Below are 12,342 nucleotides of genomic sequence, written 5' to 3'. Positions count from 1 at the left end.
GAGACGATTCTTGCCAGGATTTTTCTACGAATTCATCATTTTCCCGGTTTATTCAAATGAAAATAAATTAAGGTATTGATTTTACGCAAAAAATCTCCGGCTTCTAAGTTTTAAAACCTGAAAACGGAGATTTCTATTTTTCCATTCTATTTTTCCTTTGTTTCCTTACTCCTACTTTTCCCCTATTTCTGCTTCACTATTTTACTCTTACCTTCTTAACCTTACTCCACTTCTTTGAATATACCTTTTTCTTTCCGTCCATTTTGTAGGCTTTAACTCTAAAATAATATACTTTTTTGGACTTTAATTTCTTTATGGTAAGAACATTTTTTGTGGTTGTTTTTGTTTTGGTATTTTTTTTCTTAAAGGATTTAACAGTGGAATATTGTATCTGATATCCTTTTATTCCTTTAACTTTTTTGATGCTTATCTTAGCACTTTTCTTTCCTTTGGCAAGCTTGCTGATGGTGGAAGTTTTTGGTGCAGTAACCTTAACTGCCGGCTTAGTTGTTGGCTTTTCAGTTGTCGGTTCAATTATAGGCTTATAATTTCTTGCATTGTATGTACTATCTCTTACCGGTGCCAACCAGAAATTAATATCACACTTTCCATTTACACCAGCCACTGTTCCTGACTCCGTATATTGCCACATTTCATAATTATAACCAAAGTTTGTTCCCACATTGTTATATTGTGCAACCCACTTAAAATAATTAGGATTTGTAGCCACTTTGCTCTCTATTCTATTAGTCCACCAGTCTAAATTAGAATATACTCCACATTCATACCCCTGCTTCATTATTTCCTTAGAAAAAGTGTCTATTAATTCTGTAATCTGTGACTTAGTAAGCTTCTTCTGAACATCAGCCTCCACATCATAATATATAGGAAAGCTTAATTTATGACCGTCAACAAGTCTTAAAACGTGTTTTGCCTCACTTAATGCCATTTCTTTAGTAGTAGCATAGGAATAAATATACACACCATATGGAATGTTATTATCTTCGCAACCTTTCACATTTTGCTGCCAATATGTATCGTCCTGATTGGCCTGATCATTGCCGTATCCGCATCGTATAATGGCATAATCTATATCACTTTCAGCTACTGTTTTCCAATCTATGTTGCCGTTGTAATGACTTACGTCAATACCTTTCATAGTTGCACCTTTTATTATGTCACCATTTCCATTTACAAACTGTCCATTTTCATTTTTAGTCCATGGAGCAGTTGCCGCAAAAACAGTTCCCGTGCCAATGGTTATGCAACCTATAAGAACCGCCAGTGTCACAATGGCTGATAACATTTTATATACAATATTCTTCATGTAAAATCCTTTCCACAAATCCTAATATAATTTTTTCAGAAATCTATCTTCCTCAAAAATCCGCTTACCATTACAACCTTCCAACAATCTCACTTATAATATCATATGCCACCTTTTCCTTAGACTCAATAGGAAGTTCCTTTGCGCCATCCTCTGTTATGATTGTTACTACATTAGTGTCTGTTCCAAAACCGGCACCTGATACCTTTAAGTTGTTGGCACAAATCATATCCAGATTCTTCTTTTTAAGTTTTGCCTTGGAATTTTCAATCATATTTTCTGTTTCCATTGAAAATCCACACATAAACTGTTTTGTCTTTTTAGCAGACATTGTTCCTAAAATATCATCTGTGCGCTGCAACTCAATGACAGCATCCTTATCCTGCTTTTTGATTTTTTCTAAAGCCACTATTTTTGGCCGATAATCAGCTACGGCTGCACTCATAATTACAATATCCTGATTTTCAAATTCACCATTAACTGCATTAAACATTTCCTTTGCACTGTAGGCTTCAACTATTTTTACAAAATCAGGCTTTTTAATGTATGTTTTTCCTGTAACCAAGGTAACATCTGCACCACGAAGCATGGCAATTTTTGCCAGGGCATATCCCATCTTTCCTGTGGAATGATTACTTATAAATCTCACAGGGTCAATTTTTTCCATGGTAGGACCCGCAGTAATTAAAACCTTCTTTCCCTTTAAGTCCTTTTCAAAAGCAACTTCCTTAATAATATAACTTTCTAAAACCTCCGGGTCAGGCATTTTCCCTGCTCCCACATCTCCACATGCAAGATATCCGCTATCAGGCTCTATTACTTCGTAACCATAGTTTTTTAACTTTGATATGTTGTCCTGAACAATAGGATTTTCAAACATGTTGGTATTCATTGCAGGCGATATGATTTTATGGCATTTAGCTGCCATAATAGTAGTTGTAAGCATATCATCTGCTATCCCATTTGCTATTTTGCCTATAACATTGGCACTGGCAGGAGCCACCATAAATACATCTGCCGCCTTTGCCAATGAAACATGTTCCACGCTAAATTCAAAATTTCTGTCAAAGGTATCCACAAGACACTTATTTCCCGTAAGGGTTTCAAAAGTTATGGGATTAATAAAATTTGTGGCATTTTTCGTCATGATAACGTGAACCTTTGCCCCTTTTTTTACCAGCATACTGGCTAAATTAGCTATTTTATAAGCTGCAATACTGCCTGTAACTCCCAATACAACTGTTTTATTCTGCAATATTTTATCCATACAAAACTCCATTAACTATGCTTCCTTCATTATGTCAAACAACTTACCGTGCTTTTCATAATTTGTAAGCCTTGTCATCTTATTATCATCATCAACAAAAACAACCTTAGGCTTATTTTCCTTTGCTTCTTCAGGTGTCATTTGTGCATAACACATAATAATGATTTTATCTCCAATATTCACCATGTGAGCTGCTGCCCCGTTAAGACAAATCATTCCTGAATTTCTCTCACCGGCAATAACATAAGTTTCAAATCTGTTGCCATTGTTTACATCGGCTATCTGTACCTTTTCGTATTCATATATTCCTGCAGCTTCCATCAATGCCTCATCTACGGTTATGCTACCTACATAATCAAGCTCTGACTGAACTACTGTTGCTCTATGAATCTTACTTTTTAACATATTTATCTGCATATATTCTCCTTCATTTACCCTAATATATAATTGTCAATTAATCTTGTTTTTCCAATATATACTGCCATGGCAATAAGCATTGGTGCCTTTATTTCCTTCTGCTGCTGCATTGTTAAACCATTTACCGCCTTAACGTAATCAATTTTTGCCAAAGGTTCCTTTTCAATGTTTTCCTTCATTTTTGATACAACAACATCTGCGTCTGTCTCTCCATCAGCAATAAGCTTCTTACATAATTCCACTGTCTGGCTTAATATTAATGCTGCCTTTCTCTCTTCCAGTGAAAGATATGTGTTTCTTGAGCTTTTTGCAAGACCGTCTTCTTCCCTTACAATAGGGCATCCGATAACTTCAATGTCCATATTTAAATCCTGCACCATATGTTTAATTATGGCTAACTGCTGAGCATCCTTTTCTCCAAAATAAGCACGATCAGGCTGTACAATATTAAATAATTTATTTACAACAGTACATACACCTCTGAAATGTACCGGTCTGCTAAGTCCACATAATTCTTCTGTAAGCACTGACATATCTACATATGTGCTAAAGTCATCGTGATACATTTCTGATGGTTCCGGATGGAATATTAAATCTGCCCCAAGGCTTTCACAATATTTACTGTCTTTTTCCAAATCTCTCGGATAACTTTCTAAGTCCTCAGTGGGACCAAACTGCATAGGGTTTACAAAAATACTTACTACAACTCTGTCATTGTTGTTTCTTGCAGCTGTAATAAGGCTTCCGTGTCCCTCGTGTAAATATCCCATAGTAGGCACAAATCCTACTGTTTCTCCATTTTTCTTCCACTGTTTTACATAATCTCTTACTTCTTTAACTGTTGTTACAACCTTCATTTTTTTATCTCCTTAATATAATTTATCAATTATCTCATCATCAATTTTGTATGTGTTTTCTTCCTTCGGAAAGCTTCCATCACCAACTGCATTGATGTAATCTGTAAATGCCTGTTTCATTACTTCACCTACATTGGCAAACTGTCTTACAAATTTTGGAACATAGTCTGTAAACATTCCCAACATATCCTGATATACCAATACCTGTCCGTCACATCCGTTTCCGGCACCAATTCCAATAGTTGGAATATCAAGCATTTCCGTAATTTTTGTTGCCAACTTGGCTGGAACTGCTTCAAGAACAACCATGGTAGCTCCTGCTGCCTGTACCGCCTTTGCATCTTCAATTAATTTTCTTGCAGCAGCTTCCGTTTTTCCCTGTACCTTAAAACCGCCAAATGCATTAATTGACTGAGGTGTAAGTCCAATGTGGGCGCAAACAGGAATTGAAGCCTTAACTATTGCTTCTATCTGTGGTACAACCTCCACGCCACCTTCTAATTTAACCATGTTAGCGTGTCCTTCCTTCATAAGTCTGCCTGCATTTACCACTGCATCATAAACTGATGTCTGATAGGACATAAATGGCATATCACAAACTAATAAAGTATTCTTAAGACCTCTTGATACTGCTGCGCTGTGGTGAATCATATCCTCCATTGTAACCTGTATGGTATCTTCATAGCCAAGCATTGTATTTCCCAATGAGTCTCCCACTAAAATAGTGTTTACCCCTACTTCTTCCATTAACTTGGCTGTTGAATAATCATAACATGTAAGCATTGTTATTTTGTTTCCATCTTTTTTCTGCTGTAAAAGTGTATTTACTGTATTCTTCATTTCAAAATCTCCTCTATTTTACTATAATCTCTATCCTTATTTTTTCTTTTGGCAACCTCTAACACCTGACGGGACACTGCAATATATGTTTCCCTGTCATTTCCACTAATTGTCGCTAAATGCTTTTTAATGGTATCCGCATCTCCACGCTCTATAGGGCCTGTAAGTGCTTCTACCACACCATTATTTAATATGTGTTTTATATTGCCCCACACTATAGGTGCTAAGGCATCTCCTGCCTCGTCTCTTTCAAATCCGCATTCCATCAGCAGTTTTTCACTTAAATCAATAAGACCTACCACAAGGTTGCTTGCTATTGCTGCTGCCGCATGATACTTAACCTTATCCTTTGCAGAAATAATGCATATCTTATTTCCCATTTTTTCAAATATCTGTCTTATTTCACCTATTTTTCCCGGTGAACCTTCTATTGTAAAATAACTGTTGGAAAGCTCCTTGTATGAATTGTATCTGTCACTTACTGCAAAGAGCGGATGGATAGAATAACCGAAACCTCCCAGTTCCGATATATCCGAAAAGACTTTTGATGATAAAGCGCCACTACAATGGCACACAACTTTTCCACTAATACCTGTTTTCTTTACCTGATTCCAGACCTTCTCAATTGCTCCGTCAGGAACCGTCAAAAACAAGACATCACTATCTCTTACTAAATCCTCAATATTTTTATAAACTGATGACTTTGTAAATTTTGACGCTTCTAAGGCGTCTTCCTTAAACTCACTATAATAGCCGACTACTTCCATTTCATTGTCAGCTAAGTATTTTCCCAGGGAAAATCCGACTTTCCCTGCTCCTATAAATCCAAATTTCATGGGCATCCCTCCTTAACATAATTAATTTCGGGACAATGAGTCTCATTCTAAAAGATATGAGCTGCGCTCACTAGTTTATAGTGAAAAAATAATTATATCGGTATAGTTTCTTTTCTGAATACTATCCGGAGATAAATTTATCACAATAAGGTATTTTATGCAACAAAAAAAAGGAAGTAATTGGCCAATTATTTTCACTAATTACTTCCCATATTTTAATAGTTGTCTAAGAAGTTATGCTTAACTCCCTTGCTTTTGTATGCAATTACCGTATCAAGATTTACATTTTCAACGCTTTTAAAAATATTTCCCTCCACATATGGATTGGTTTCTTTCATGGTCTTAATAAGCTGCTTTATTTCTAAACGTTTTGATGTATTTTCTCCGTTATTACACGTGGTGCAGGTATCTGTAAACTTGCATGCACACTGAATAAAATGAAGGTCATTGTAATCACGCCATGCTTTTATGTCATCCTCCCTCACTAAATACAAAGGTCTTATAAGCTCCATTCCTTCAAAATTGGTACTATGAAGTTTCGGCATCATAGTCTGCACCTGTGAACCGTAAAGCATACCCATAAGTATTGTTTCAATTACATCATCGTAATGGTGTCCCAATGCAATTTTGTTACAGCCTAATTCCTTTGCCTTATTGTAAAGATGACCTCTACGCATTCTTGCACATATATAGCAAGGTGATTTTTCTATGTTAAACACTGACTCAAATATATCTGATTCAAATATTGTAACAGGAATATTTAATTTTTTTGCATTACCTTCAATTATCTTCCTGTTGGCAGGACTATATCCCGGATCCATAACCAGGTATTCCACGTCAAAATCAAATTTACTGTGTCTTTTTAATTCCTGAAAAAGCTTTGCCATAAGCATTGAATCTTTTCCTCCGGAAATACACACTGCAATCTTATCTCCCGGCAGTACCAGCTGATATTGATTTATTGCCTTTGTAAATTTGCTCCAAATCTTTTTTCTAAACTTCTTCTGAATACTTTTTTCTATGTCTCCTGCCACGGTGTCTTTATTCAGCCTTTCAAGAAGCCACGCCTGATATCCGCCTTCTAAATTGTATGCATTGTAGCCCTTCTGACAAAGATTTTCTGCCACTTCTTCGCTGATTTGTCCCATTTTACAGCAGATAATAATTTTTTTATCCCTGTACTTTTTCGCCTCTTCTTCCACATCTTCCGGCTTTACATTAAGTGCTCCCGGTATGTATCCATGCATATAGGCAATGTTATCTCTTATGTCAAATATAATGTACTTGCTTATCTCTAATCCCTCTAACTGCTGAATGTTTATGTTCATCTTGTCCACCTTAATTGATTTAGTATATGACTTTCCTCCTTCAAATCTGTTATATATATTATCATATTTTAAAAATATTATACAATACTTTCTATTATGAAATTTATCTCCCCAATTTATCTCCTGATTTTAACCTTCTTCACTTTTGACCACTTCTTTGAATAAATCTTTATCTTTCCTTTAAGTACATAAGACTTTGCCCTAACGTAAAGTTTCTTTTTGTTCTTAAGTTTTTTGCCCTTAATTGTAAAGGATACTTTCTTTACATATTTCTTTACAAGAACTTTTTTAAACTTCTTAGATTTAGAAATCTGTACATAATATCCCTTGGCTTTTTTCACTTTCTTAAGACTTATTTTGATTTTTGATGAAGATTTCTTCTTTATGGCTTTTTTTACTTTCGCTATACCAGGTCTTACTACTTTGGTAAATTGTGATTTTTCTTCATTAATTTTTATTTTAATGCTACCTGTATTAGCCTTCCCACCATTTCCGTCATCAAATGTTGCACCGGCATAATTTGCATTACCATTAAAACTGTAGATTAATTCATTTTGTTATCCGCCACCCCAAACTTCGTAATGCAATTGAAAACTTTATACCACCTATAACGGAAGAATAAAGTAGAACCCATATCAGTCATAAGCTGACATGGGTTCCTTTTGTATTTTTAAATTCTAATTTTTAAGTTTTCTATTTCTTTATTTTTATTGTTTTAACAGCTGACCATGCCCCGTATTTTTTAGATGTGCCGTTTTTAACATATGCTCTCACCTTAACATAATACTTCTTATTCTTTTTCAGGTTCTTAATGGTAAAAGTTGTTTTAGCAGTGTAAATGGTCTTAGTAGTTTTTTTGCTAAACTTTGTTCCTGTAGAGTATTTTACCTCATATCCTTTTGCTCCTGAAAGCTTTTTAAGACTGAGTTTAACACTCTTGTTGTTTTTAGCTCTTGTAATCTTTGTGATTTTTCCCTTACCTGGTGCCTTAACCACCTTCACTGTTTTAACATTTTCATCTAAAACATCCATTACCTTATCATATGCTTTTGCCAAATCATATGCCGCGCTGTAAGTTGCATACACATCACTTTCATCTACATCTGCTGCCTTAACATACTTATTAATCATTACCTGAATTTTACCCTGTGGATAAACAGTGTAATTATCATAATTTATTGTATCAACCTTTTCCATAAGGTTATCTAAATATTTATCCAGGTCTTTATCCTCTAATGCCGGTGTAGTATAAGGTGCTGTTCTTATGTTATCATATCCTGATGTTTCCTGATAACCGTAAGCTATCTCTATTAACTCTTTTTCGTTGCCATAGCTTGTAAAGAGATTAAAGCCCATGGGCATCTCTTTGTCATATCCCAAAGTTTCATCTGTATCACATAATCCCATTGGAATAGCCATTTCCGGTAATCCTGCTGTTGGTCCGAAATGACTTGTATAATTTGCAGAGTTTGCATAACTTGCATTCTGTGAATCAGCCTCTTTATTAGCAGGCTGTGTATAAGGCACAAACATAACTGCATCAATGCCATTGTCTTTAAGTATTTTATTTACTTCATTTCTAAACTTAAGCCTGTTTGTAACTGCATTTGTGTAACTTTCTAATGACCTTGGATTAGTCATTTCTGCTAGTGAAGTTGCAGGATTTCTTACAGATACATTAGTATAATCCACACCATAAGTGTAATTTGTTACTAAATCATACACTGATTTAATTGGTGCATTTTCTCCTAATGAAGCAAAGTAATTATTTAAATCCCATTCAAATACGTTTCCTACTCCTGTATTAGAACGAAGAGACGTTATTAATGAATCAGGAAGAATTTCTGACATATCGACTAATTCTGCTCCGCCCTTCTTCAAATTACTTTTAGCTCTTTCTACTATCTTTTTCATGCATGTTGCTGTTTCTTTTGGATTTTCCACTGCCTCACCTTTGTTGTTATAATAATATCCAAATGAATTCTGAAGGTATCCTATTTTCTTTCCTTTAAGTCCATCTGCCTTTAGATATGATGTATAACCATCTGCCGGTATCATGCTGTCTGAATCTTTAGTCCATGAATCATTGCTATCGGTTCCTGCCATTACGCTTAACATAAGTGCCAAATCCTGTGCACTTCTGCATAGCGGTCCTGCAATATCATTATCAAGACTTAATGGAACTATTCCATCTCTTGATGTAAGTCCTAAAGACACTCTTAAACCAAAAAGGTTGTTCATTGTAGACGGTGCTCTTACTGATGAACCGGTGTCTGTTCCAAGACCTGCTGCGGCAAAGTTTGAGGTTATTGCCACTCCGGTACCACCTGATGAACCGGCCGGAGTTCTTGTGGTATCATATGGATTATGTACCGCACCGCCTATTGTACTCCTTGAGTTTCTTCCACTTGATGCAAACTCTGACATGTTTGCTTTTGCCAAAATAATTGCCCCTGCATCCTTTAACTTTTTAACTACAAATGCATCATCCGGTGCAATGGAGTTCATTAAAGCCTTACACCCTGCGGTTGTAGGTAATCCTCCAACATCATAATTATCTTTTACTATAATTGGGATTCCATGTAATTTACCCTTTATGTTTCCTTTTGCTCTTTCCTTATCTAACTCTTCTGCCTGAGCTACCGCATCAGGATTTATGGATATTATTGAATTAAGTTCTAATTGCTTATCATATGCATTAATTCGGTCAATATACATTTCCACTAATTCCTTAGATGTAACCTGTCCCTTTTCCATTGCCTGTGTCAGTTCACTTATGGTCGCATCCATTAAATCAATGGTTGTAAACATATTTTCCAACTTTGCCACTTCACTTGGTGTTTCAACCTTTTCAGTTCCGTATACCTGATTAGAATTAATATCTAACGCCGGAATTGATGTAGTTGCCAATGCCAATGAAAGTGCTAACGCCCCAAACATTCTCGTAAATCTTCTGTGTTTTCTCATGATTCTTCCTCCTGGCTTATATTTTGATGCAGAAAAAAAGGGAGCTATAAAAAACTTATAACTCCCTTGCTACATCATAGCCACAATTATATCATCATTTTTTTGTTTGTCATCACTAAACCGCATTATTGTTAAAAAATTAACCAAACTGTTTATTAAATAACAAATTTACATATGATTAAAAGTATCTATCCTGATTTTTTAATTATTTTGCTGTTGTTTCTTCAGCTGTTGTTGCCTCTGCTGTTGTAGCTGCTTGTGTTGAAGCCGGCTCTGTAGTAGGTGCTGAACCCTTTTCTACCTTAACATTATCAGCGATAATATCAATAATCTGCTGCATAGCTACCACATACTTTAAGCTGTCTGTACCGTAACTTGCACCATAGTATGAATCATACTGTGCTTCTAATGACTCAACCTCCGTAGAATACTGCTTTGCAAGTTCTTTTGTCTTTTCATCGTAAATCTTGTCAAAGTCTACACCCTCTTTTTTAAGGATTGCAAATGGAATCATCTTAGCCTTCATAGCTTTCTTAACATCATCATCCCAATCTTTGTCTGACATGCTACATGCTTCCTTATATGACTTTAAGTCTGTGTTGTATTTTGACTGGATAAATGATTCAAATAATGATTCATATTCAGTAATTGATTTGTCATTGTATTTAGTTACCTTACACTTATCAACATATGATTCCCAAACACCGTTCATAATCTTGTTGTTTCTTAAATTCTTCTTTAAGTAATCCTTGTATTCTGAAACCGTTGTAAGCTTCTCTGTGCTGTAATTTTCTTTTACAAACTTATCATTAAGTTCAGGCTTTACTTTTTTCTGAAGTGATTTTACAGTGAATGTAAACCAAACATCTTTTCCTGATAAATCAACAGCTTTTCCATCAATCTGAGTTGATTTGCCATAATTTGATGGGAATTTAAGTTTCTTTGTAAACTTGTCTCCAACCTTATGACCCTTTAATGCTGCAACGAAACCATCAATCATTGGGCTTCCGCCTACTGTTGATGTAGCCATATCAGCTGTCTGATCCTGTGCACTACCACCATCAAATACAACTTTCTTTCCGTTTACTTCTATCTGTCCCTCAAAATCGAATACAACAGATGAGTCATCTTTAACTGTTCCCTTCTTTTCAGTCTTAGTAGTTGAATGACTTGATAAATCTGAATCTATAGATGACTGCACTTCTTTATCTGTTACGGCTATATCATCCTCATATACTACCAATCCCTTATAATCTGCCAATGAGATTGTTCCGTAATCTGTGGCAATTCCCTTTGAGTCCTTTGAAGAACCACATCCTACAAAACTTAATGCCATAGTTGCTGACAAAGCAACTGCTAAAAATTTCTTAAACATTTTACTAGTTTCTCCTCTTTTAAATTTTGTGCTTAGCTTCTAATTTCATACATAATGCATAAAATCAATCGCTCTTTTAACACATATGTTATTAATTTTACCACATTTGTTTAATTATTAAAAGTATTTATTTTTAATAATTAAACTGTTCGTAAATATACAAAAAGTACAGATAGTGCTAACAACTATATGTCAACGCTAACTGCACTCTTCTGTTTATATTACGTAAAGATAATATTAAAGCTTCTTTCCTGTAATTTTCTCATATCCTTCGAGATAAATTGCAATTGTTTTGTCTTCAACTTCTTTTGGAAGTATCCAATTGTTATCCTTGTTTGCCTTAAGCCAGTCTCTTGCAAACTGCTTATCAAATGAAGGCTGTCCATGTCCCGGTTCATATACATCTGCCGGCCAGAAACGTGAACTGTCAGGTGTAAGCATTTCATCACCAATAACAATGTTTCCATTTTCATCCAAGCCAAATTCAAACTTTGTATCTGCTATAATAATACCACGCTCTAATGCGTAATCTGCACATTTCTTATAGAGAGCAATTGTGTAATCTCTGATTTTTGAAGCATATTCCTCACCTTTACCAGGGAATTCCTTTTCTAATACTTCAATACTTTTTTCGTATGAAATATTTTCATCATGATCACCAATTTCTGCTTTTGTTGATGGTGTGTAAATCGGCTCAGGCAATTTATCTGATTCCTTTAATCCCTCAGGAAGTTTAATTCCACAAACTGTTCCATTTTCCTGATAACTTGCCCAACCACTACCTGTAATATATCCGCGGACAATACACTCTATTGGAAGCATCTGAAGTTTCTTGCACATCATGCTGTTTCCATCAAACTTAGGCTGTCTGAAAAATTCAGGCATATCATTTACATCAACTGAAATCATATGATTAGGTACAATATCTTCTGTCATGTCAAACCAGAATTTTGACATCTGTGTAAGAACTGTTCCCTTCTTTTCAATTACATTTTTAAGAATTACATCAAAACAGCTGATTCTGTCAGTTGCAACCATAATAAGGCTGTCACCATTGTCGTAAATTTCCCTAACTTTTCCTTCTTTAATAGGTTTCATTTTGTTTCCTCTCTTTCATTTTATATTCTG

Annotated in this window: 11 protein-coding genes; all 11 read right to left on the bottom strand. The window is 35.2% G+C overall.

Annotation, left to right across the window (positions count from 1 at the left end):
• Positions 1 to 196: 196 nt before the first annotated feature.
• The 11 genes from DWW68_RS11865 to DWW68_RS11815 all read right to left on the bottom strand — a co-directional run bounded on the left by DWW68_RS11865 (position 197) and on the right by DWW68_RS11815 (position 12,312).
• Positions 197 to 1,327: a glycoside hydrolase family 25 protein gene (locus DWW68_RS11865; RefSeq protein ID WP_118589861.1), complete on the bottom strand. Its 1,131-nt coding sequence runs from the start codon at positions 1,325 to 1,327 to the stop codon at positions 197 to 199.
• 70 nt (positions 1,328 to 1,397) lie between these two features.
• The gene (gene coaBC, locus DWW68_RS11860) at positions 1,398 to 2,585 is read right to left on the bottom strand and encodes a bifunctional phosphopantothenoylcysteine decarboxylase/phosphopantothenate--cysteine ligase CoaBC (RefSeq protein WP_118589903.1); all 1,188 of its coding nucleotides are present in this window, start codon (positions 2,583 to 2,585) and stop codon (positions 1,398 to 1,400) included.
• 24 nt (positions 2,586 to 2,609) lie between these two features.
• On the bottom strand, positions 2,610 to 3,011 hold the full coding sequence (gene panD, locus DWW68_RS11855) for an aspartate 1-decarboxylase (RefSeq protein WP_118589863.1): 402 nt from the start codon (positions 3,009 to 3,011) through the stop codon (positions 2,610 to 2,612).
• Positions 3,012 to 3,025: 14 nt separating this feature from the next.
• The gene (gene panC / locus DWW68_RS11850; RefSeq protein ID WP_118589865.1) at positions 3,026 to 3,868 is read right to left on the bottom strand and encodes a pantoate--beta-alanine ligase; all 843 of its coding nucleotides are present in this window, start codon (positions 3,866 to 3,868) and stop codon (positions 3,026 to 3,028) included.
• Between the two features lie 12 nt (positions 3,869 to 3,880).
• Positions 3,881 to 4,708, bottom strand: a complete 828-nt coding sequence (gene panB / locus DWW68_RS11845; RefSeq protein WP_021952116.1) for a 3-methyl-2-oxobutanoate hydroxymethyltransferase — start codon at positions 4,706 to 4,708, stop codon at positions 3,881 to 3,883.
• Entirely contained in the window at positions 4,705 to 5,544 is an 840-nt protein-coding gene (locus DWW68_RS11840; protein ID WP_118589867.1) for a Rossmann-like and DUF2520 domain-containing protein, read from the bottom strand. The genes panB and DWW68_RS11840 overlap by 4 nt, the downstream gene beginning before the upstream one ends.
• Positions 5,545 to 5,759: 215 nt before the next feature.
• A complete protein-coding gene (locus DWW68_RS11835; RefSeq protein WP_021952118.1) occupies positions 5,760 to 6,872 on the bottom strand; it encodes an ATP-binding protein in 1,113 nt (370 codons plus the stop codon).
• Positions 6,873 to 6,988: 116 nt separating this feature from the next.
• A complete protein-coding gene (locus tag DWW68_RS11830; RefSeq protein WP_021952119.1) occupies positions 6,989 to 7,213 on the bottom strand; it encodes a hypothetical protein in 225 nt (74 codons plus the stop codon).
• Positions 7,214 to 7,565: 352 nt separating this feature from the next.
• Complete coding sequence (locus DWW68_RS11825; protein ID WP_118589869.1) at positions 7,566 to 9,839, bottom strand: amidase family protein; 2,274 nt, start codon at positions 9,837 to 9,839, stop codon at positions 7,566 to 7,568.
• Between the two features lie 205 nt (positions 9,840 to 10,044).
• On the bottom strand, positions 10,045 to 11,214 hold the full coding sequence (locus DWW68_RS11820; RefSeq protein WP_118589871.1) for an FKBP-type peptidyl-prolyl cis-trans isomerase: 1,170 nt from the start codon (positions 11,212 to 11,214) through the stop codon (positions 10,045 to 10,047).
• Between the two features lie 237 nt (positions 11,215 to 11,451).
• The gene (locus DWW68_RS11815) at positions 11,452 to 12,312 is read right to left on the bottom strand and encodes a phosphoribosylaminoimidazolesuccinocarboxamide synthase (RefSeq protein ID WP_118589873.1); all 861 of its coding nucleotides are present in this window, start codon (positions 12,310 to 12,312) and stop codon (positions 11,452 to 11,454) included.
• Between the last annotated feature and the right edge of the window lie 30 nt (positions 12,313 to 12,342).

The organism is Eubacterium sp. AF16-48 (assembly GCF_003479405.1).
In the GTDB taxonomy this organism is placed as follows: Bacteria; Bacillota; Clostridia; order Lachnospirales; family Lachnospiraceae; genus Eubacterium_G; species Eubacterium_G segne.
This window is presented reverse-complemented; position numbering and strand designations above follow the sequence as displayed.

Coding starts and splice junctions, on each gene's coding strand:
- DWW68_RS11820 (WP_118589871.1), bottom strand. CDS start 11,214: ATGTTTAAGAAATTTTTAGCAGTTGCTTTGTCAGCAACTATGGCATTA.
- DWW68_RS11835 (WP_021952118.1), bottom strand. CDS start 6,872: ATGAACATAAACATTCAGCAGTTAGAGGGATTAGAGATAAGCAAGTAC.
- panB (WP_021952116.1), bottom strand. CDS start 4,708: ATGAAGAATACAGTAAATACACTTTTACAGCAGAAAAAAGATGGAAAC.
- DWW68_RS11815 (WP_118589873.1), bottom strand. CDS start 12,312: ATGAAACCTATTAAAGAAGGAAAAGTTAGGGAAATTTACGACAATGGT.
- panC (WP_118589865.1), bottom strand. CDS start 3,868: ATGAAGGTTGTAACAACAGTTAAAGAAGTAAGAGATTATGTAAAACAG.
- DWW68_RS11825 (WP_118589869.1), bottom strand. CDS start 9,839: ATGAGAAAACACAGAAGATTTACGAGAATGTTTGGGGCGTTAGCACTT.
- DWW68_RS11865 (WP_118589861.1), bottom strand. CDS start 1,327: ATGAAGAATATTGTATATAAAATGTTATCAGCCATTGTGACACTGGCG.
- panD (WP_118589863.1), bottom strand. CDS start 3,011: ATGCAGATAAATATGTTAAAAAGTAAGATTCATAGAGCAACAGTAGTT.
- DWW68_RS11840 (WP_118589867.1), bottom strand. CDS start 5,544: ATGAAATTTGGATTTATAGGAGCAGGGAAAGTCGGATTTTCCCTGGGA.